A 20,550-nucleotide genomic window follows, 5' to 3' on the forward strand; every position below is an offset into this window, starting at 1 on the left:
TGTTAAAGCGGCAATATGAATTTAGGTCAGCAGTCTGGGGCATCACTCTGGCATGGACTGCTTGAGCAAAGTCGTAAGTGCGTTTAGTTCACAGCCTTCAGCTAGCTCCGCTACTTTGCGGGCAAAGGAAACCAGTTGAGGATCGGCCTGTTCTAGTCGCTGAGCTGTCTCTACAATGCCGTCCAGATCGCCCATCGCTAACAGTTGGTGTAGGTGTTGCAATTCTTCTGCGGCTGGGAGTTTCCAGGTTAAATCTATACTCTCAGCTGGATCGACGGTTGCACCTAGCTGATCCAGCTTATGGTCATAAATCCATTCCAGTTCTAGATAGTGTTGTATCCATTGCAATAAGGTTTCAGTCTGAATCGGCTTGGGTAAAAATTCATTGGCACCCGCTGTCACGCTCATATATTCATCCGTCTCAAAAGCACTCGCGGAAGAAGCAATCACAGCCGTATTTTTGAATTGAGAGAGCTGCCGTAAATGTCTCAGCATTTCAAAGCCATCCATGACTGGCATGACCAAGTCGGTGACGATCAGGTCAGGACGTATAGCAACTGCTGTATCTAATCCTTCTTGGCCATTGTTTGCTTCAATCACCTCGAAACCGATTGGTTCTAGTAGGCTCGCTAAAACAGAACGATTTTCCCAGCGATCGTCAATGACTAAGATTTTGCGTCTAGCTCCCTGATAACCTACAATCGTGCCTTGCTGAGCTGTCCTAGCGGCAGCAGCCCAATTTTTAGCTTCGGGCAGATCTGCATCGAACCAAAATTTGCTGCCTCGGCCAAAGTTGCTTTGTACTTCCAGGCTGCTACTCATCAATCCCACAATTTTCTGGCTGATTGCCAAGCCTAGTCCAGTTCCTTCAGATTGCTTTCTGACATCTCCCACTTGCTCGAAGGGTAGGAAGATTTTCTTCACTTGCTCTGGCGTCATCCCTACGCCTGTGTCTTCTACGAGGAAACGAATTCGCCAAGGAGAGGCATCGGTCTTGGGTTTTGCCGCCTGGCTGTTGGCTCCTGGTATGGCTTGCACTTCCACCCGAAAAGTCACCTTGCCGCTATCAGTAAACTTGATGGCATTTCCCAACAGGTTGATCAGTACTTGGCGTAGTCGCTTTTCATCAGCTCGAATCCCAGTTGGCAACTCTGCATCTGGCTGATAAACAAAGGCGATTTGTTTTTGCTCTGCCCGAATCCGACAAATTTCGGCAATGCCTTGGAGGAAGGACGGAAAATGGAATTCGCTATGACTCAAATCCATTTTTCGAGCTTCAATTTTCGCTAAATCGAGGATGTCGTTGATTAGCATCAACAAGTGGGAGCCACACTGATGAATAATGCTGATGCCTTTACGCCCTTTATCGGTCATGGATTCGGTGCGCTGGAGGATTTGGGTGTAGCCGAGAATGCCATTGAGGGGAGTGCGTAGCTCGTGGCTCATGTTGGTGAGGAACTCGCTCTTGGCTTTGTTGGCGCTGTCGGCGACTTCTTTGGCATTCTTGAGTTCTGCGGTGCGCTCTTCCACTCGCTGTTCTAGGGCTTGGTTGGTGTTTTCTAGCGCTGTAAAAGAGTCTCGTAGTTGCTGAGCCATGCGATTGAAGGATTGAGCCAGAACAGTAAGTTCTTTGACTCCAGAAACCTCGATTTTTTGGTCAAGTTCACCCTGGGCAATCGCCTCTGAAGCTTGACTGAGCCGCAAAATCGGTCGGGTGATCCAGCGAGAGGTGTAGATCCCCAGGAGCGTAGCCAACCCCAACGCACCAAGGCAAAGCCAAATCGTGTTGATAGTATTGGCGTTAATCTGGCCCATGAAATCTGATTCGGGCATAGCAACCACGACGAGCCAATCTAAGCCCCACTCATCCTGCCAGCGGTTCACCTGGACAAACTGACGCTGGCCGTTCAGCTGGAAGTCTAGCTGATGCTGATTTTGAATTGTTTTCAGGTCGCCAAAGCGATCGCCTAAATATTTAGAGGTGGCTTGGATGAGAGTGTCCGGGCTTTCTACACCTCGCAGTCTTTGCGGCTTCCCATTTACCACGGAGAAGACAGGGCGATCGCTGGAACTTGCGACCAAGAAACCATTCGTTTCCAAGATGAAAATTTTGCTGGATTGGCTGACTTGAATTTGCCGCAGAAAATCCCCAATCTGGGACAACCGCTGTTCTACCCCAACGCTGCCCATGAGCTTGCCAGCTTTGTCATAAATCGGTCGGCTAGTTGCGATCGACAGGGGATACGAGTTAGTTTCCCATTGGTAAATTTCACTCCATCCTGGCTTACCCGTTTCAACGCCTTTGGCATACCAGCCTTCTTTTTGATATTGGTAATCTTTGGTGCCTGGAAAGGATTGGACTGGTTGACCCTGGTCATTCGTCGCATAGTTATAGAGGTCTGTGCTGCCGTAGCGCTTTGGCAACACTAGACTGATATCGGGGTTGCCATGCTTCGGAATCGAAGACTCGCGATAGTACCCGGAGGCGATGAATTCTCCTGTTTTAGAACCGTACAGAATGTATCCAACGTTATAGGTTTTTACCTGTTTAGAGAAAAATTGCGCCAAGCGGTCAGCGTCTGCTGGATTCAGTAGACCTAAATCGATTTGTTCGCCATCGATTTGAGTTAGATACCGAGTGGTGGCTGCATAGTTATCGAGGTGCTGATTGACGCGATTACTTACCTCTGTTTCTAATCGGGTTGCCAACTCATTCACCGCTTTTTGTCCGTTTCGCAGTGATAAGTAGCCTGTCAGCCCCACCGCTACAAAAATCTGTAGGATGAATGGAACTACTAGAACTGTCCTGAGCGGAACTTTTCCAGAGGCTTTAACTACGGCACTCGGTATAGAATCAGACAACATAGCTCAGCGACCACTGAAGTCAGGATATGTTTCTATAGTTCCCACCCTGTCAAAAAACATCCTCACCATTAAGAAAACCTGTATTTATTGTTACTTTCTAGTTTTGAGAAAACCTGTGGCCTGACCGTTTTACCCAAAGCTTAGACTTCCTTTCATAATCATGTCCGATCAAGCTGATATCCTAATTTGTTTTGTTGGAGACTCCTTCGTCAATGGCACTGGCGACCCAGAATGCCTAGGTTGGACGGGTAGAATCTGCGCTGCGGCTAGTCATAATAACTACAACGTCACTTACTACAACCTAGGCATTCGGCGTGAGACTAGTGCGGATATTCGCGATCGCTGGCAGCAAGAGGTAGAGCGCCGTCTTCCAGCAAGTTGCGATCGCCGAGTGGTCTTTTCGTTTGGGGTGAACGATACCACGATCGAAAATGGTAAGCCGCGCGTTGGTCCCAGTGACTCGATCAAAAATGCGCGTCAGATTTTGACTGAAGCACGGCGATCGTTGCCTGTGTTGATGGTGGGGCCACCCCCTGTGGCTGATGCTGAGCAAAATCAAAGAATTAGTGATCTGTCAGGGCAGTTAGGTGCGCTTTGTCAGGGGCTTGAGGTGCCGTTTTTGGAAATCGCGGGTCCGTTGCAAGCGTCTCCGGTTTGGGTTGCAGAGGCGATCGCCTCTGATGGAGCGCATCCGAGAGCGGCGGGTTATGCGGAGTTGGCGGAGTTGGTGCAGAATTGGTCGGCTTGGCGGGGTTGGTTTCCTAATCGGGGCTAAACATTTGTTTGTGACACGCTTCTCTGTGACACGTTCATGAGATCTGAACCCGAGCCTTAGGGGATTCTCCCCCAAACCCCTAATTGAGGGACGGCTGCGTCCCCCAAACCCCCTCTAGAGTGCAAGGCTGTCTCAAGCTAGATTTAGTTTTCTGAGCTTGAGCCGAAGCGGTAGCCTCGACCGTAGACGGTGTGGATGAGGGAGGTTTCGTTTTCGGCTTCGATTTTGCGTCGGAGGAGGCGAATCTGAGCGGCTAGGACGTTGCTGCCTGGTTTTTGGTCGGTGTCACCCCAGAGATATTCGTGGATTTGTTGGTGGGTGAGCAATTGGCCTGGATGCCGCATCAGGTATTCCAGCAATTGGCTTTCTTTCTCGGAGAGATCGATCGAGCGACCTTGGCGGTACGCTAACTGGTTTTCGCGATCGAGTTCTAGGTCTTCGACTCGTAAACGGGAGGGTGCGGTGGTGGGTTCTAGGGTAGCGGGGCGACGGAGTAGAGCCCGTACGCGAGCTAGCAGTTCTCGCAGTTCAAAGGGTTTGATTAGATAGTCATCGGCTCCTGCATCTAAGCCTTGAACGCGATCGTCTAGGGTGTCTTTAGCCGTGAGAAACAAAACTGGGGTGGTGTCGCCTTGCGATCGCAACTTCTGGCAAATCTCTAAGCCCGTTTGCTGTGGCAACATCCAGTCCAGAATCAGCAAATCGTAGTGCCCCTGCGTTGCCAAATTTCCTCCTGCGGCTCCGTCATAGGCTACATCAACACCGTATCCTTCTCGTCGCAAAACATGGCTCAGCGGATCGGTAAGTTCTACTTCATCATCTACTAATAGAATTCGCATGAGCAACCAACAGCAATTCGCGATCAGCTTTCAGCTATTATTATCCTGCTGACCGCTGCACGCTGAACGTTTCTATGATTACCGTCGCATTACCAAAAGGTGCTCTGCTCAAGGATGCTATCCGTCTGCTGCAATCGGTTGGACTCGACTTTAGTGCCTTTCTCGACTCGGCCAATCGCCAATTGCAAATTTCAGACCCAACAAACACCGCCAAAGCATTATTGGTCCGGGCGCAGGATGTTCCGGTGTATGTGGAGTATGGGCAGGCGCACTTAGGCATTGTGGGTTATGACGTGCTGCGTGAGAAAAAGCCGCAGGTGGCTCAACTAATTGACTTGAAGTTTGGCTATTGCCGCCTCTCGGTAGCGGTGAAAGCATCGAGTCCTTACCGTTCAGCGCTGGAATTGTCACCTAACAGCCGGGTTGCGTCTAAGTTTGTCCACTGCGCCCACGATTATTTCCAAAGTTTAGATTTGCCCGTAGAGATCATTCCGCTGTACGGTTCGGTAGAGCTAGGACCGATTACAGGCATGTCTGAGGCGATCGTAGATTTGGTTTCTAGTGGCAAGACGCTGCGCGAAAACGGCTTAATTGAAACTGATATTTTGTTTGAGAGTACCGCCCGACTGATCGCCCATCCTCTCAGCTACCGCACCAATACAGGCAACCTCCACGATTGGATTGAGAAGTTGCGGGCTGCCAGCTTAGTTAGCGCTTAGCCTCTGGGTTCATTGCCTCGGCTAAATTTGTGGCAGGCTCGACCGCGCTACATTGGAGGGACTTGCCCTTTTCTGGAACTTAACGTTTAGGTCTTAGCATGGCTGGTTCATTGCCTCGGACGGAACAGCGGCGATCGCGCGAAAATGACTGGCGGCTGTTTCTCAGATTAGTGCCTTATGCTCGGCGCAGTGGTCGGTTGCTCGCCACCTCTACGGTACTTTTGGTGCCGCTGGCGATCGCGGGAGCCATTCAACCCATCATTATTGGGCAGGCTATTTCCTTTATTAAGCAAGAACCAGCAACTTTTGATTTCCTGCAAAACCAGCCACTTCTGGATGGCATCAATATCCTGGCGGGTTTGCTGCTCCTGACGATTGTGGTGCGGCTGGTTTTGGACTCGATCCAAGGCTATTTAGTGCAGAACTTGGGCCAGCAGATTACGGCTGATATCCGGAATGACCTGTTCGATCATGTCACATCGTTAGCGGTGCGCTTCTTTGATCGCACTCCCGTAGGTCGCTTAATCACTCGTCTTACTAGCGACGTGGAAGCCTTGGGTGATGTGTTTGCCACTGGAGCCGTTGGCATTGTCAGCGATCTGTTCAATATGGTTGCGATCGCGATCGCCATGTTCAGCTTGCAATGGCAACTGGCATCGATCTTGGTAGTGATGCTATTGCCTGTCACTGGGCTAATCATTTACTTCCAGAAAGAGTATCGCCAAGCCAACTACAAAGCACGAGAAGAACTCTCAGCCCTCAACTCCACGCTGCAAGAAAATATCGTCGGCATCGGCGTGGTACAACTGTTCCGCCGGGAAAAGTTTAACTCGGAGCTGTTCCGCAATATTAACCAGCGATACGTCAAAGAAGTCGATCGCACCATTTTTTACGACTCGGCAGTTTCGGCCACCTTGGAATGGGTCTCACTCGTGGCGATCGCGGCAGTGCTTTGGTTGGGTGGCACCTTGATTCTGCAAGGCAATTTAGCCCTAGGTACGCTTTCGGCTTTCGTGATCTTTGCCCAGCGCCTCTTCGACCCACTGCGACAATTTGCCGAAAAATTCACAGCGATTCAATCGGGTTTTACCGCAGTTGAACGGATTAGCGACATCTTGAATGAACCCATCGAGATTCGCGATCCCGTCGGAGTCACACCCAAACTCCCCGATGCAGCGACCAAGGGCGAGATTCGTTTCGAGCACGTCTGGTTTGCTTACAAAAATGATGAGTACGTGCTCAAAGACCTGGACTTCACGATTCGTCCTGGAGAAAAAATTGCCCTAGTCGGCCCAACTGGAGCCGGGAAAAGCTCGATCATTCGGCTGCTGTGCCGCTTGTATGAACCCACTCAAGGCCGCATCTTAGTCGATGGCATTGACGTCCGAAATTTGCCCCAACACGAGTTGCGTCAGCACATTGGCGTGATTCTGCAAGACGGCTTCCTCTTCGCCGGAGATGTCAAAGGCAACATTTCTCTGGGCGAAGATTATCCTTTTGCAGATATCCAAGATGCCGCCGAGCGAACCAATGTCGCCAAACTAATTGAGCAATTGCCTCAAGGCTACGACACCATTTTGAGAGAACGGGGCACCAACTTATCGGGAGGCCAGAAACAGCTCCTAGCCTTTGCCCGCGTGGCTATTCGGAGCCCTCAAATCTTGGTGCTAGACGAAGCGACTGCTAGTTTAGATGTCAGCACCGAAGCTTTGATTCAAGAAGCACTAGACCGTTTGCTCGTAGGCCGTACCGCCATTATCATCGCTCACCGACTCTCCACCATTCGCAACGTCGATCGCATCTTTGTACTCAAACGCGGTCAGCTAGTAGAATCCGGTAGTCATGACGAATTACTCGAACTCAGCGGTTTATACGCTAGTCTCTACCGACTCCAAATGCTGGATTCCTAACACTATTGATACTCTTGAAGATTTTGTCTGAGTAATGTGTTCCCTAAAAGTTGAGACGGTGTAGGGAAGTCGGCCGATGCGGCGGCGATCGATCGCGTTGGAGGAGCGAGAAACTCCAGCTCACAGGCTGCAAAAAGCATTAGCCTGGAGTTATAAGTACTAGAACAGGCTACTAGTTCCGCTTCCCAGGTCTTTTCTGGCAGAGATAGGTCTTCTAGGCCAGTCGAGCGCTGGCTAACTGTGGTCGGATCTAAGGACTGAAGCCAATCCACATCAACCAAATCGTCAATTTGCAAAGGTTCTAGCGCTACCGTAGCGGTCTCAAGCTGAGTGACTGCCCCTGCCTCTACTACAGGCAACCCCAACGAAAGCGAAATGCGCTGAGGGGCAATATCAGATTGGAGAGCGATCGCGAGCATGGCAGTGATTGAAACGGTGCAGCCGAGACAAGCTCCGACTGTTAACCACTGCTCCAATTTCATGTTCATTCTGACTTCCCAATCGCAGGTTGATATCTATTGTAGATACAACACCCGATCCGAGAATTCTGTATTCAAACGCCTTAATTTTGTAAAGTTTTTGCCAGTCTAGCGATCGCGTCTGCGTTACAATGTTTTTCGCTCGCCGAGGAATAGCCCAAACCCTGACGGAGCAAAGGTCAGCAGTCATCTAACCTCGGTGTTTCCGGCTCTGCTTTTCTGCTTCACCGATGAGCCAGTAACCATAGGAAGTGGTAGCAAAGAAGGTAATCAACAAGAGCCAGTTGGTCGAATTAAATGCGAAGTCCATAAGATTTTCCTAGAGTTTAAGTTTCGGAGAGAATGACCGCTCATTGCAGTAATGTCTGTAAGCCTGCTACTCATCGTTAAGCAAAGTTAACTGCCTCAGTCTTTTCTCGACCTGCCTCTAACAGGTATTCGCCTGCAACACCCAAAAAGTCTAGGCTGACGGGTGCAACTAGCATGACTGCTTCTAGGATTAACTCCACAAATAGCCGTTTCCAATGCTTACGTTGCAATTTCATGGCCTACCTACCTTCTGGGGTTAGAGTGGGTGGGAGGAGAGCAGGCTTGAGAAGATTGTTATCTGCATCAAGTTGGGTTCATATTAAAAATTCCAGCTCTAGGTTGAATGCGAACCCTTACTGAAATCTTTGTCTTCCCCAAATTAGCTCCAGTAAAATCACGAGCCGTATTCTCCGCAGCCTTCACTCAAGAAAAATACCAAAGGCGATCGCTATTACTGAAATACCTTGGATAGCAAAGCCCTTAATTAAGACAACAAACGGGCTGCCAGAATTCCGCCCACAAAACCAAACAAATGCCCCAGCCAAGACACACCACGGCGTGAGGGCAAAATGCCCCAAATCAAGCCACCATAAAACAGGCCCACAAAGAGCGAAATCATGCCAGTCCAAAGACTGCGCTCAAAGTAGCCGTATAAAAGTAAAAACCCCAAGTAACCAAAGATTAAGCCACTCGCTCCTAAATGCACCGAGCGGGGGGCACCAAACAGCCAAACTCCCAACCCACTGACGAGAACGGTGACGGCACTCACCACAAAGAAGTAGTGAATATCTTGGAGCATCACCAGCCAACCTAGAGTCAAAAGGGGCATGCTGTTAGCCGCTAAGTGCTTAAAACTGCCGTGCAGGAACGGAGCTAGAATGATGCCACTTAGTCCTCTGAGACTTCGGGGTCGAATGCCAAACCGATTCAGGGCTCCTTGAAAGATTAAAAAGTCAATGATTTCCAAGGCCCAAATTAACAGCAGTAGCCCTCCCAGAATGGTGGCTTGAGTTTCAAAGTTTTGTTCTAAGTCAGGCAGTTGTTCTGAGATTCGATTAATCTCCTGCGCCCAGGCTGGGAGACTGGTGTCAGTAGTAATTAAGTTCAGTTTTAACTCCATGCCATCCGCTGCTACTCTACCTTTCCATAGCTTCTACCTAATATCCCGCCACGTTAATTTCGTTGCTAGGGCTGCTGTGCACAATGTAGCCCTGCAAACTTAATCTGGTCCAGGATTAGGGAACTCCGCCTATCGACCAATTTCCTTAGGTGGAAGAAAACAGAAACCAGCCAAGCTACAGTGTATTCAACAAGGGAACGGGAAGCGAGCCCAGTCCTCCTCTTACTAGATACTCAGTTAGCCAGATTTCTCCAATACAAAACTTATTAGCCTCTAGACGCCAATCTAGAGGTTATTTTTTGCTCATTTCTTCTGCGACGGCCCGACTGCATCAAAAGAAAAACCCCGGTCCCTGCCGAGGTTTTAGAGAGGAGAAAAATCCGAAATGTTAAATACTTTATTCATTGATACAAGCTCAGGTTGGCCAATTCCTGGAAGATTTCTCTAGTTTTAGGGTAATGGCTCTAGCAGCAGAAATAGGCAGATTGGAAGCTCGGCTTAGTAAAGCTTGATTGTCTTTTTGTGCTAACTTCATCCGGACTAGCCCACCTACAAATCGGATCTTCATTATGAAGATGAAGAATTTATTGACCCCCGGTTCAGCCTACAGGTCTGGGGGCTTTTTTACCATTGGAACTCTTAATGATTAACCGGCTAAGGTGAAGGACGCTATAGCTATGGATACTCTTACCTAAAACTTCTCTAGTTAAGGGAAAGTTAAGGGAGAGGCGATCGCTTGTATACTCATCGTCCAAAATCAACCCTGTAAAATAGGGTTTGCCTCATCTGTTGAAATTAGGCTAGTCTCTATGCTTGCTATGCCCCTTTATATCTAACTTGACGATACATTTTGTGAAACATCGGCAGAAATTCTTTAATCCACAGGCGGGGATGGCGTCTGTAATACCGTAAAACCAATGGCATAGACAGAGCTGCTTTGAGTTTTTCTTGGACAGATAGTTCACGTCCCAGAGCAGACTGCCACTTGCGAACGTAAATGTTCCACTCCAGAGATACTAAGTCATCTTGTAAGAAGCACCATTTCTGAGTATGAGCTTTAGCAAAGGCTTGAAAGTGGTGGTCTTCTAACAAAAAGCGCATAAATTGCTGAGTGGCTACAGTTAAATCCTGCACATTGGTAGTGTCTCCATTACTCGTTCCATGCACTCGCCAGCGAAACGTACATGCCTCGCTCACAATCACATCACGCCCTAAACACAATTTCATCAACAAACCACTGTCGCTATGAAATCCCCGAGGGAAGTCAGGATAACCACCGAGGGTGCGAATTTCACTGGTTCGGGCCAAATTAGTGACGAAGCATTTAAAGCCATGCTGGCCTAAGTTCCAGCGACGGATAAAATCTTGCCCTGTCATTAATCCCAGCAGTTTATTGGTGGATGTTGAAATCACTTGGCTAGCGCGATCGATCACCTCTTGGTGGGAGATGGCTACCGATGCACTAGGATGAGCTTCTAAAGCACTGACCAACTCTGAGACATAATTCGGGCTAATTTCATCATCATCACAGAGCAAAACAAAATACTCTCCAGAAGCGGCTTGTATTAATTGGTTAAAGTGTTCTACAACAGGCACGCTGGTAGGATTCTGCCGAAATTTATAGGGCTTGAAGTAGTGCTGACAGACCAGGTCACGAACCTTTGAACCATTCATGCCATTGTCAGAAACAATTAATTCGATATAAGGATAGTCTTGTAAATTGACTGACTTTAAGGCTTCAGACAAATATGCAAGAGACTTATAAACAGGGATTGCAACCGTAACTAATTTGGCTACTGATTGAGACATTGAACAAACTTTAAAGCTTGAGGTAGGTAAGCAAAAGACTTAATTAGGGATTGTAACTACGACTAATTTGGCCTCCGATTAGAACGTTGAAATATCCCCATAGAGTTTTGCAAAACTCTAGAGTTTCCAATCAAAAAGCTGCTAAGTATAGTCTCCACTTAACAGTGGTCTAAGGACTCAATAGACCACGTTTAATCTAGAGCCTTGTGTTCCTTATACAGTACTTCTCAAACACCAGGCTATGGAAGCTCAGATATTTTACAAAATCCTTACTGACTTAGATACATCGTTTTATAAAGCCCAAACCCGATATTTAATCGAGCCTTCAATTCTACCAATGCACCTAGCTAGATCACCCAACCAGCGCACTCGTGAACCTTTTTGATAAAGCTGACGAGAGCGTTTCAACAAACGGACCCATTCTAAAAGACCAGATTGCCAAGGTAACGCAGGCATACCCAAAGGTCGGTATTTCTTGTAAAGCAAAACGTTGTAGACTCCCCAGAGCCGAGCTTGCTGAAACCGTTTGGCTAAAGAATCACGGAGACGGTACTGAATCACCACCGTATCCACAAACTTCAGCTCAGTTCCTGCTAGTTGGACTCGCCAGCAGTAATCAGTGTCTTGCAGGCGTAGCATTGTTTCGTCATACCCACCAACAGCTTCGTGAATGGCACGTTTAATGCCCAAATTGCTGCTAGCAGCATGAGGTAAGAACGGAGGATACTTATAGTCCTGCAAGCCTTTTTGCTGCAAAAGAGTACGAGATTTGAGAAGCCAAGGTTCATTAAGCTTGTCAAACTCATGGCGACCGGCAACAAAGTCGTGCTCAGCCAAAGCCTGCCCCATTGCCGCCACCCAACTTTCGGCAACTTCGTCATCCGCATCGCAGAAGGCAAGAAACTCTCCTTGAGCCACTTTGGCTCCTGTGTTGCGAGCATGAGCAGCACCAGGTTGATCAGATGCATCAACAATTCGTAGATTTGGAACACGATCTTTGAATTGTTTGGCGATCGCTAGTGAGCTATCGGTTGAGCCATTATCTACAACAATTACTTCCCACGGTTCTAACCACTCCTGCTTTGCCAGTGCCTCTAATTGCACTCCGATTGTGTCAGCCGCATTGAAGCAAGGAACAATTACACTCAGCTTCATAGAAAAATCTTTTAAGGAAATAATCAGAAGATGAGCTGCTAAAGCAATGTAGCAACTTTCACAACTCATACTCAGCGGCTTCCACAGACCTTTAATGCTAAATTACAACACCAAATTTTTCTGGGGATTTGAGTTAATTTTACTACCGCTCCAGTTCACATTGAACTGGGCTTATGTAGTTGCTGTTGCAAAGCACATCCTACAAGCATCAGTAGGATTAGTGTCTAGGCAAAGACTATCGGTGGTGTAGTTGTTAGAGAAGTTAGTGAATCGCGATCGCCCGCAGGTACACCTATTTTTGAGCGCATGCCTCTAGATTTCACGTCTTGAGGCATGCAAGGTTTTGCCGATTTCGTTTACTAAACTGCCGCAGGTACCTTTGCAGCAACCCCAAAGTAAGCATTCTGTTCGGCTCGGAGCTTATCAGAGAGGCGACCTTCGGGCAGTTCTACGTCATCGTAGGTGAGCACTTGGTCTTTGGGCACATCCCGCTTCAGACGGCAGCCTTCGGCCAAGCCCATTGGCAGCAGGTTTTGAGCCTGAGTGACATCAGAATTTTCGCACTGGCCGTAGGTCATGTAGAAGCCAATGCCATCCAGGGTTTCTCCCACTTTCAGGTCAATCTTGGCAGTGGTGACTACATCCACGACAGGACCACCCAAAGGAGTCATAACAGGATCTTGGAACAGTACGGCGCGAGCCACCGAGAGAGGAACTTCAAAGTGGCAGAGGTGGTAGGGGGTGTAGAAACTGTAGAGGGGGCCTTCACCCAACTTGTACAGGTTCAGGTAGTGCTGCTGTTTGGGGTCATCGTGGGTGCCGAAGACAAACACCCCTGGACCTGGTTTAGTACCAACCACATAGTCCACAATGCCACCCAATTCTTTGAGCTGATCTACGTCGTACATGTGGGTCATTTCATCGACATGACCGGTATAGTCGTAGCCCAACATACCCCGCTTAGCAACTTTCATGCCCGTTGCGTTAGCAACGATCGCCTGCTCAAAGGAGATCTTGCTACCGTCGGCGAAACTGGTGACCATGTGGGCTTTTTGGCCCCAGCGCTTGGCAAAGCCTTCTTGAGTGGTGGGGTTGCGGTAGGGATCTTGCAAACCTTTGATGTTGCCGCACAGCAGGGGAGTTAAGCCAATGCTCTTGACGAAGCGGTACAGGTTCATCTGCACGCCTGGTTGGTCGCCATCACAGGCGGAGAGAATCACACCTTCCCGGTCAGCATAGACTTTGAGGATGGGGCCGATGGTGCCGTCGAGCTCGGCATTCATCAAGATCACATGCTTGTGGTGGGCGATCGCTTCTAGTACCACTTGGGCACCAAATTCGATCGTGCCTGTAACTTCAATCAGTGCGTCAATGCCTTCCGCTTGGCACAACAGCATCGCGTCATCGGTGACGGCATACTGACCTTGGGCGATCGCAGCCTCTAAATCAGCGACCGTGGTCACCACACGGACATCGGTGATGCCTGCTTCGGTGTAAGCCCGTTTGGCTCCATCCAGGTTGCGGTTAAATATGGCGACCAACTCCATTCCTGGCACGGAGTTAGCAATTTGGTTGGCAATGCCTCGGCCCATGAATCCAGCACCGATCATGCCGACTCGGACGGGGTTGCCTGCTTCAGCGCGGGCTTGTAACGCGCGATCGACAATAATCATGCCTGTGCTCCTACCATTACCGTTTCAAACAAGGGCCAAGATTGGTCTTTTTCCGAAATTTCTGTAACGGGCAAAGGCCATGCAATTTTGAAAAATGGGTCGTTATACCGCAGACCCCGCTCGTAGCCAGGAGTGTAGAATTCCCCTACCTGGTAAATCACTTCTGCCCCATCAGTCAACGCTTGATAGCCGTGAGCAAACATTTCAGGCACATACAGCGCCCGACGGTTTTCTGCGGTCAGCTCAATGCCAAAGTGTACCAAATAGGTGGGAGAGTCTGGACGCATATCAATGATCACGTCATAGATTCCCCCCTGGGTGCAGCGAATCAGTTTGGTTTCAGCGGCGGGAGGAGTTTGATAATGCATCCCGCGCAACGTCCCCTGCTTATGGTTGTAGGAGAGATTGCACTGTGCCACGGTGGGCTTGAGGCCGTGGTCTTCAAACTCTTTGGCACAGAAGGTACGAGCAAAGAAACCGCGATGGTCGTTGCGGTGTTCTAGGTCAATGACAAAGGCACCCTTGAGTGGCGTTTCGGTGAATAGCATTACTGTCTCCAGAAGAAATCTTGGTCAATTTGCTGCGTCCGCAGGAGATATTCCAACTGTTTTAGGCGGGTGAAGCCTCTAGATAGGAAGGTAGCCTCATCCATGTCGATTTGGTTAAACAAATCAAACAATTGTTGAGCACCGCGTCGGGCATCCCACTCACACTTAAAGCCAGGCAGGATGGTGTTGATCTTCTCGAAAGAAACGCGATAGCTGCGATTATCCGCAACATTGGCACCAAAGCTGAGCTGACATCCGGTGAAGATATCCGCGACGATTTCCGCAATCTCTTTGACGCGATAGTTATGCGCCGTATCCCCAACGTTGAAGATTTGGTTGTGGATAATATCGCGGGGAGCTTCCAGGACGCAGAGAAGAGCTTTAGCAATATCCAAGGCGTGAACCAAAGGCCGCCAAGGAGTCCCATCGCTGATCATCTTGATCTCTTTGGTTGTCCAAGCCAGGCCCGCTAGGTTGTTCAGCACGATGTCGAAGCGCATCCGAGGCGAAGCCCCAAAGGCGGTAGCGTTCCGCATGAAGGTGGGGGAGAAATTGTCGTCCGCCATTGGCTGCAAGTCACGCTCTACCAAAGTTTTGCAGATGGCATAAGCGGTTTGTGGATTGACTTCTGACTCCTCCGTGACATCTTGACCCGTCGCCACGCCGTAGACGCTGCAAGAAGACATATAGACGAAGCGACGCACGCCAGCAGCTTTCGCCAATTCTGCCAGGCGTACCGAGCCTTTGTGGTTGATGTCGTAGGTGATGTTGGGGGAGAGCTGTCCGGTGGGGTCGTTAGACAGTTCCGCCATGTGAACGATCGCATCGACGCCTTGCAAATCTTCAGCGGTGATGTGACGAATATCTTTGTTGAGGGTTTTAGCGGTAAGGTCGGTGGCGTTGTAGAGCCAGCCAACTTTGTAATATCCAGTGTCTACCCCAATCACCTCGTGACCGTGCTTCATTAACAGCGGCGCAAACAGAGAGCCGAGATATCCTTCTGTGCCAGTGACCAATACTTTCATGGGTGTGAAAATCCTATACGCTTAACGCTGCCTGAAGATGTTGCGGTTGGGGAATTTGAGCGGCGATCGCCTTACCAATCTCTAAAGAAGAGGTGGCCGCTGGAGAGGGAGCATTGCAAACATGGATGGAATTGGGGCCAGGGACAATCAGAAAATCATCCACTAGTTTTCCGTCATTCATTAAAGCTTGTGCCCGCACGCCTGCATGGGTAGGAATCAGATCCTCAGAGCGCACTTCCGGAATCAGCTTTTGCAAACTGCGAACAAAGGCAGCTTTACTAAAGGAGCGAATAATCTCCTGGATGCCTTCGTCCGCATGTTTAGCGGCGAGCTTCCAGAAGGCAGGATAAGTCATGACTTCGGCAAAGTCTCGCAAGTCAAAATCGGTTTTCTTGTATCCTTCGCGCTTGAGGCTGAGAACCGCGTTAGGGCCAGCATGCACCGTACCATCGATCATCTTGGTGAAGTGAACGCCCAAGAAGGGAAAGGCAGGGTTGGGCACAGGATAGATCAGCGTTTTAACCAAGTAGCGCTTTTCGGGCACCAGTTCGTAGTATTCACCCCGGAAGGGCACAATCTTAGCTTTCGGATCAGCTTGGCCCATTTTAGCCACGCGATCGCTGTGCAACCCCGCACAATTCACTACAAACCGCGTTTCAAATTCGCCTTGATTGGTTTCGAGCACCTGGCGATCGCCTTTCTGGACAATCTTGGTGACTTTCGTATTCAGCCGCAAGTCACCGCCCTGAAGCCGAATTAGATCGACATACTTGAGGCAAACCTGTTTGTAGTTGACAATCCCCGTCGTGGAAACGCGAATCCCAGCGATGCAGCTCACGTGAGGCTCAACTTCCCGGACTTCTTCAGCGCTGATTTTGGTAACGTTCAAGCCGTTCTCTAAACCGCGCTGATAAAGATTTTCCAGGCGGGATAGTTCGCTCTCGTCTGTTGCAACAATGACCTTGCCACAGACTTCGTGAGCGATGCCGTGCTCTTGGCAAAATTCCACCATTGAGCGACTGCCATCGCGACAGAACTTCGCCTTGAAGCTGCCTGGTTTGTAATAAATCCCGGAGTGGATCACACCACTGTTATTGCCCGTTTGGTGAAAGGCCCAATTACTTTCCTTCTCTAGGACCAAAATCTTGGCATCTGGATATTTGCGGCCTAACGCCATCCCAGTGGAAAGGCCAGCAATACCGCCGCCAATTATCGCGAAATCATACATAAAGCTATTTGCCCCTGAGCTGAGCCTTTAATGTTTGCATCTGTAAGGTAAGGAGTGGCTACCACACTTTCCAAGGAGCCTTACCACTCTTCCACAGCTCTTCTAGATATTGCTTATCTCGCAACGTATCCATCGGCTGCCAAAAGCCATTGTGTCTATAGGCCGAAAGCTCGCCATCGGAGGCCAGCTTCTGGAGCGGCTCTTTTTCCCAAATTGTCGAGTCGCCTGCGATGTAGTCAATCACTTCCGGCTCCAAAACAAAGTAGCCGCCGTTGATCCAAGCACCATCGCCTTCGGGCTTTTCTTGAAAATTCTCGATTTTGTTTTGCTCTGAGCCCAAGCAAATGGCACCAAAGCGTCCAGGTGGCTGCGTAGCCGTTAGAGTCGCCAGAGTTTTCTGAGATTTATGAAACTCTACTAACTCCTGAACATTAACATTACTAACGCCGTCGCCATAGGTAAAGCAAAAGGTTTCGTTGCCAATATGCTCTCTCACCCGTCTCAGTCGACCACCCGTAAGGGTGTCTTCTCCGGTATCTACTAGGGTCACCCGCCAAGGCTCGGCATAACCACAATGCACGTTCATTTGGTTAAAGCGCATGTCAAACGTGACATCAGACATGTGCAAAAAGTAGTTAGCAAAATATTCTTTAATGACGTAGCCTTTGTAACCGCAACAAATAATGAAGTCGGTGATGCCATGAGCCGAGTAAGTCTTCATAATGTGCCAAAGGATCGGCCGACCGCCAATTTCCACCATTGGTTTAGGCTTAATGGTCGTTTCCTCGCTGAGACGAGTTCCGAGTCCGCCAGCCAAGATCACGGCTTTCATAGGGTAACCCCGTAGTTTTCAAGAAGACCAGTTGGTGCGTTTTTGTGCTTTCACGTAGACCGATGAGCGTTGAGACGGGAACACAAACTGAAGCACTATACCTCTGCGTAGTAATACTAGCCAAAGGTGAAGCGATCTACTGTAAAAATCTGGTGAATTCATTAGGGTTTTTTGTGAAAACTCAAAGAAACCATTTACACAGGTTCGCCTTCTTAGAGAACCTATAGGTTGGCCAACCTTGCAACTCTGTTCCCAGGCGAGGATTGCAGGTGGTTGATCACACCTCTCCTCAAAGAATCCAATAGAGAAGGCAATTTGTATTTTTCAGATTAGCCAGCTAGCCTTGCCAGTTTTGCGTAACCTTACGCTAAAAGTATGAAGGCTCAGTAAAAAGTATTAGGCGATCGCAAAGAAAGAATAAATTTATACGATTTGCACTAGTTATAATCGCGTAGATAAAACTAGCATGTAGCAGGTAAACCCCACAGCGAGCAACCTCAAGAACGAAGGCATATATTTCAGAAGCGGCATAAGTCTAGAGATTGGATGAGCGGAATGCTTCAAAAATCTGCTGAAGCATCCATATGAATTTTATGAACTTGGCTATAAGTCTGGGTGCTAGTCCGTACACATATAAAATCACAGCTTCACATTTATAGAGCTAGCGCTACTAAAACCTAGAAGCGCAACGTTGCACTGCTCTTACATGTGATTGATACATCTTTAATGCAGTCAGTTAAACACGTTTAAACGTGTCCATGTGTGGTGGGTTAACAGAGGGAGTTCCGAACTTATGGCATCTGATTCTTGGAACATTACGAACGAGGAAACGACTCAAGCAAGTCAGGGTGAACCGCCCCTTTCTAACCTCTTATTCGATTCGTTTTTTTACCTTAAGCAAAATGCAGATGTTAGAGCAGCCATTGCCAGCGGTGCTATAAAAAGCGCTTGGGACCATTTTGTGAATTTTGGTCAGTATGAAAACCGCAATACCAGCGCCTTATTTGACCCCACCTTCTATCTAGAACAAAACCTTGATGTTAGAGCAGCCATTGCCAGCGGTGCTATAAAAAGCGCCTGGGACCATTTTGTGAATTTTGGTCAGTATGAAAACCGTAATGCCAGCGCCTTATTTGACCCCACCTTCTATCTAGAACAAAACCTTGATGTTAAGGCAGCAGTTGAAAACAACATATTCACAAGCGCCTGGCACCACTTCGTTTCGTTCGGCCAGTACGAGGATCGGGCTCCCAGCACCTTATTTGACCCCACCTTCTATCTAGAACAAAACCCTGATGTTAAGGCAGCAGTTGAAAACAACATATTCACAAGCGCCTGGCACCACTTCGTCTCGTTCGGCCAGTACGAGGATCGGGCTCCCAGCACCTTGTTTGACCCCACCTTCTATCTAGAACAAAACCCTGATGTTAAGGCAGCAGTTGAAAACGGTGAGATTGGTAGTGCCTTAGATCACTTTGTCATATTCGGTTTTGAAGAGAATCGACTGGGTGCTCAACCAAGGAACCCTATTGAGGTCATTGCTCCGACCGCCAATCTATCATCTGACGATATCACCATTAATCTTACTAACACTTTTACAGTTACCTATACCGATAATGTCGCAATCGATGTAGCCAGCATTGATGGAAGTGACATTCGAGTTGTTGGCCCCAACGGTTTCGAACAATTGGCAACGCTGGTAAGTGTTGATGCTGAGGATAATGATAGTTCTGCGAGGGCTACTTATCAATTTATGACACCCGGAGGAATCTGGGATGCTGCTGATAGTGGTATCTACAGCTTTAGCGTTCAACCCGGTCAGGTTGCTGATATCAACGGTAATTTTGTTCAACCTGCTGGGCTAGCAGCGATCGCGATTGATAATGGCCCGATCAATGGCACCCCAGCCAACAACACGCTTAACGGAAATATTTTCAACAACATCATCAATGGTTTGGCAGGGGATGACATCCTTAATGGCAATAAGGGCGATGATTTGCTTGATGGCGGCGCTGGTAGTGACACCTTCGACGGTGGCGACGGCATTGATACCGTCAGCTATGCCCTATCAACCAGCGGCATTAGTGCCAACCTGCGGCAGGGAACTGCTACTACGATTCTGCGGATTATGCCGTTGGGCGATTCCATCACTCATGGGATGCCGACTTCTAACCCTTTGGCTTACCCAGGGGCTTACCGAATTCCGCTCTGGAGAAAGTTTCAAGCAGACTCCATCTTGATAGACTTTGTGGGCTCTCAAAAGAATGGGGGCAAGAGTGAGAACTCGGATAGTCCCACAGGCTTTGACCAAGACCACGAAGGCTACCCTGGAAAGAAAATTAATGAGATTGCCACGACCACCCAGGTCAATCTGAATCCACGCTTACAAGAACTGAAGCCAAATGTAATCTTGCTGACGATCGGAACGAATGACGCCATGTCTAATCGCAGCGTCAATCAAATGAAAAGTGACTTGAGTAATTTGATTGATCAGATTACCACCCAGCAGCCCAATGCTCAGTTGTTTGTCGCAACGATTCCGCCTATCAATCCGGAGCGCAGCTCAACTGCGGCAGAAAAAGCGATCGCCTTTAACAGAGATCTTCCGAGTTTAATCAGTGCTAAAGCTGCTGCTGGCAAAAATGTTCTTTTTGTAGACACCGTTAAGGGCGTCGATGGTCGTAGTGGTACCTCAGATGACTTGAAACTCTCTGACATTGTCGCGGATGGGCTCCATCCTAATGAGGGAGGCTACAACAAAACCGCCAACACTTGGTATGAAGCACTTTCCGACAACATCACGATCGATCGCGACACCTTCAAAAGTGTCGAGAATCTCCTTGGTAGTGACTTTGATGATGTCCTGGTCGGCAGTTCTGGTGCCAATGTGCTCAACGGAGGAGCGGGCAACGACAAGATTCTGGGCGGGGGTGGTAATGACACCTTTATCGGCGGTGCAGGGAGCGATGTATATGGAGTTGGGACAAATGGCAAACCGATCATTCTCGATTTCCAGAATGATCAAGACTTGCTGGGCTTAACAAATGGCCTCCAGTTCAGTCAACTCACGATCGCGCAGGGCCTAGGGGATAACGCTAATCACACCCTGATTAGCCTGACTTCAAACGGCCAATTGTTAGCTTCCTTAATGGGTGTGCAGGCTACCAATATTACGACTAATGACTTCACAACCGCATAAAGACGAAGCAAGGCTAAGAGAGCCACCTCATCCCTCTTTTAGTCTCTGCTTGCAGTCTCAGATAC

At 48.8% G+C, this 20,550-nt stretch carries 16 protein-coding genes; 4 read left to right on the plus strand and 12 right to left on the minus strand.

From position 1 onward, the window contains the following. Positions 1 to 42: 42 nt before the first annotated feature. Positions 43 to 2,865 carry an ATP-binding protein gene (locus NDA01_RS05175; protein WP_348227113.1) on the minus strand — a complete coding sequence of 941 codons (2,823 nt, stop codon included), beginning with the start codon at positions 2,863 to 2,865 and terminating at the stop codon, positions 43 to 45. 160 nt (positions 2,866 to 3,025) lie between these two features. Between NDA01_RS05175 and NDA01_RS05180 the strand changes: the two genes are divergently transcribed. Beyond that, a complete protein-coding gene (locus NDA01_RS05180) occupies positions 3,026 to 3,640 on the plus strand; it encodes a GDSL-type esterase/lipase family protein (protein ID WP_348227114.1) in 615 nt (204 codons plus the stop codon). Between the two features lie 143 nt (positions 3,641 to 3,783). On the opposite strand, the gene rppA is transcribed toward NDA01_RS05180, so the two are convergent. Further along, a complete protein-coding gene (rppA, locus tag NDA01_RS05185) occupies positions 3,784 to 4,479 on the minus strand; it encodes a two-component system response regulator RppA (RefSeq protein WP_348227115.1) in 696 nt (231 codons plus the stop codon). 74 nt (positions 4,480 to 4,553) lie between these two features. Here rppA and hisG point away from each other — a divergent pair, with 74 nt between their 5' ends. Continuing rightward, positions 4,554 to 5,198: an ATP phosphoribosyltransferase gene (hisG, locus tag NDA01_RS05190; protein ID WP_190431318.1), complete on the plus strand. Its 645-nt coding sequence runs from the start codon at positions 4,554 to 4,556 to the stop codon at positions 5,196 to 5,198. 98 nt (positions 5,199 to 5,296) lie between these two features. Next, positions 5,297 to 7,108, plus strand: coding sequence for an ABC transporter ATP-binding protein (locus tag NDA01_RS05195; protein ID WP_348227116.1), 1,812 nt, complete (start codon positions 5,297 to 5,299; stop codon positions 7,106 to 7,108). 2 nt (positions 7,109 to 7,110) lie between these two features. On the opposite strand, the gene NDA01_RS05200 is transcribed toward NDA01_RS05195, so the two are convergent. The 10 genes from NDA01_RS05200 to rfbF all read right to left on the minus strand — a co-directional run bounded on the left by NDA01_RS05200 (position 7,111) and on the right by rfbF (position 17,286). Then, on the minus strand, positions 7,111 to 7,596 hold the full coding sequence (locus NDA01_RS05200; protein WP_348227117.1) for a hypothetical protein: 486 nt from the start codon (positions 7,594 to 7,596) through the stop codon (positions 7,111 to 7,113). Between the two features lie 377 nt (positions 7,597 to 7,973). Beyond that, on the minus strand, positions 7,974 to 8,132 hold the full coding sequence (locus tag NDA01_RS05205; RefSeq protein ID WP_190556319.1) for a hypothetical protein: 159 nt from the start codon (positions 8,130 to 8,132) through the stop codon (positions 7,974 to 7,976). 248 nt (positions 8,133 to 8,380) lie between these two features. Then, positions 8,381 to 9,016, minus strand: coding sequence for a rhomboid family intramembrane serine protease (locus NDA01_RS05210; RefSeq protein ID WP_348227118.1), 636 nt, complete (start codon positions 9,014 to 9,016; stop codon positions 8,381 to 8,383). 816 nt (positions 9,017 to 9,832) lie between these two features. Beyond that, a complete protein-coding gene (locus NDA01_RS05215) occupies positions 9,833 to 10,825 on the minus strand; it encodes a glycosyltransferase family 2 protein (protein ID WP_348227119.1) in 993 nt (330 codons plus the stop codon). A 291-nt stretch (positions 10,826 to 11,116) separates the two neighbouring features. Next, the gene (locus tag NDA01_RS05220; protein WP_348227120.1) at positions 11,117 to 12,049 is read right to left on the minus strand and encodes a glycosyltransferase family 2 protein; all 933 of its coding nucleotides are present in this window, start codon (positions 12,047 to 12,049) and stop codon (positions 11,117 to 11,119) included. Positions 12,050 to 12,339: 290 nt separating this feature from the next. Continuing rightward, a complete protein-coding gene (locus tag NDA01_RS05225; RefSeq protein ID WP_348227121.1) occupies positions 12,340 to 13,653 on the minus strand; it encodes an NAD(P)H-dependent oxidoreductase in 1,314 nt (437 codons plus the stop codon). Continuing rightward, on the minus strand, positions 13,650 to 14,201 hold the full coding sequence (rfbC, locus tag NDA01_RS05230; protein ID WP_190554055.1) for a dTDP-4-dehydrorhamnose 3,5-epimerase: 552 nt from the start codon (positions 14,199 to 14,201) through the stop codon (positions 13,650 to 13,652). The genes NDA01_RS05225 and rfbC overlap by 4 nt, the downstream gene beginning before the upstream one ends. Beyond that, positions 14,201 to 15,226 carry an NAD-dependent epimerase/dehydratase family protein gene (locus NDA01_RS05235; protein ID WP_190431310.1) on the minus strand — a complete coding sequence of 342 codons (1,026 nt, stop codon included), beginning with the start codon at positions 15,224 to 15,226 and terminating at the stop codon, positions 14,201 to 14,203. Before NDA01_RS05235 ends, rfbC begins: the two co-directional genes overlap by 1 nt. A 13-nt stretch (positions 15,227 to 15,239) precedes the next feature. Next, positions 15,240 to 16,454, minus strand: coding sequence for an L-2-hydroxyglutarate oxidase (lhgO, locus tag NDA01_RS05240; protein WP_190431309.1), 1,215 nt, complete (start codon positions 16,452 to 16,454; stop codon positions 15,240 to 15,242). A 58-nt stretch (positions 16,455 to 16,512) separates the two neighbouring features. Further along, the gene (rfbF, locus tag NDA01_RS05245) at positions 16,513 to 17,286 is read right to left on the minus strand and encodes a glucose-1-phosphate cytidylyltransferase (protein ID WP_190554056.1); all 774 of its coding nucleotides are present in this window, start codon (positions 17,284 to 17,286) and stop codon (positions 16,513 to 16,515) included. Between the two features lie 793 nt (positions 17,287 to 18,079). Here rfbF and NDA01_RS05250 point away from each other — a divergent pair. Next, positions 18,080 to 20,485 (plus strand): GDSL-type esterase/lipase family protein, encoded by a 2,406-nt coding sequence (locus NDA01_RS05250; RefSeq protein ID WP_348227122.1) that lies wholly within the window; start codon positions 18,080 to 18,082, stop codon positions 20,483 to 20,485. The last annotated feature ends 65 nt before the right edge of the window (positions 20,486 to 20,550 follow it).

This window comes from Trichocoleus desertorum AS-A10 (assembly GCF_039962155.1).
Taxonomy (GTDB): domain Bacteria; phylum Cyanobacteriota; class Cyanobacteriia; order FACHB-46; family FACHB-46; genus Trichocoleus.

Bases quoted from the DNA above. Each gene is read 5' to 3' on its own strand.
- NDA01_RS05175 (WP_348227113.1), bottom strand. From the start codon at position 2,865: ATGTTGTCTGATTCTATACCGAGTGCCGTAGTTAAAGCCTCTGGAAAA.
- NDA01_RS05180 (WP_348227114.1), top strand. From the start codon at position 3,026: ATGTCCGATCAAGCTGATATCCTAATTTGTTTTGTTGGAGACTCCTTC.
- rppA (WP_348227115.1), bottom strand. From the start codon at position 4,479: ATGCGAATTCTATTAGTAGATGATGAAGTAGAACTTACCGATCCGCTG.
- hisG (WP_190431318.1), top strand. From the start codon at position 4,554: ATGATTACCGTCGCATTACCAAAAGGTGCTCTGCTCAAGGATGCTATC.
- NDA01_RS05195 (WP_348227116.1), top strand. From the start codon at position 5,297: ATGGCTGGTTCATTGCCTCGGACGGAACAGCGGCGATCGCGCGAAAAT.
- NDA01_RS05200 (WP_348227117.1), bottom strand. From the start codon at position 7,596: ATGAACATGAAATTGGAGCAGTGGTTAACAGTCGGAGCTTGTCTCGGC.
- NDA01_RS05205 (WP_190556319.1), bottom strand. From the start codon at position 8,132: ATGAAATTGCAACGTAAGCATTGGAAACGGCTATTTGTGGAGTTAATC.
- NDA01_RS05210 (WP_348227118.1), bottom strand. From the start codon at position 9,016: ATGGAGTTAAAACTGAACTTAATTACTACTGACACCAGTCTCCCAGCC.
- NDA01_RS05215 (WP_348227119.1), bottom strand. From the start codon at position 10,825: ATGTCTCAATCAGTAGCCAAATTAGTTACGGTTGCAATCCCTGTTTAT.
- NDA01_RS05220 (WP_348227120.1), bottom strand. From the start codon at position 12,049: ATGAGTTGTGAAAGTTGCTACATTGCTTTAGCAGCTCATCTTCTGATT.
- NDA01_RS05225 (WP_348227121.1), bottom strand. From the start codon at position 13,653: ATGATTATTGTCGATCGCGCGTTACAAGCCCGCGCTGAAGCAGGCAAC.
- rfbC (WP_190554055.1), bottom strand. From the start codon at position 14,201: ATGCTATTCACCGAAACGCCACTCAAGGGTGCCTTTGTCATTGACCTA.
- NDA01_RS05235 (WP_190431310.1), bottom strand. From the start codon at position 15,226: ATGAAAGTATTGGTCACTGGCACAGAAGGATATCTCGGCTCTCTGTTT.
- lhgO (WP_190431309.1), bottom strand. From the start codon at position 16,454: ATGTATGATTTCGCGATAATTGGCGGCGGTATTGCTGGCCTTTCCACT.
- rfbF (WP_190554056.1), bottom strand. From the start codon at position 17,286: ATGAAAGCCGTGATCTTGGCTGGCGGACTCGGAACTCGTCTCAGCGAG.
- NDA01_RS05250 (WP_348227122.1), top strand. From the start codon at position 18,080: ATGGCATCTGATTCTTGGAACATTACGAACGAGGAAACGACTCAAGCA.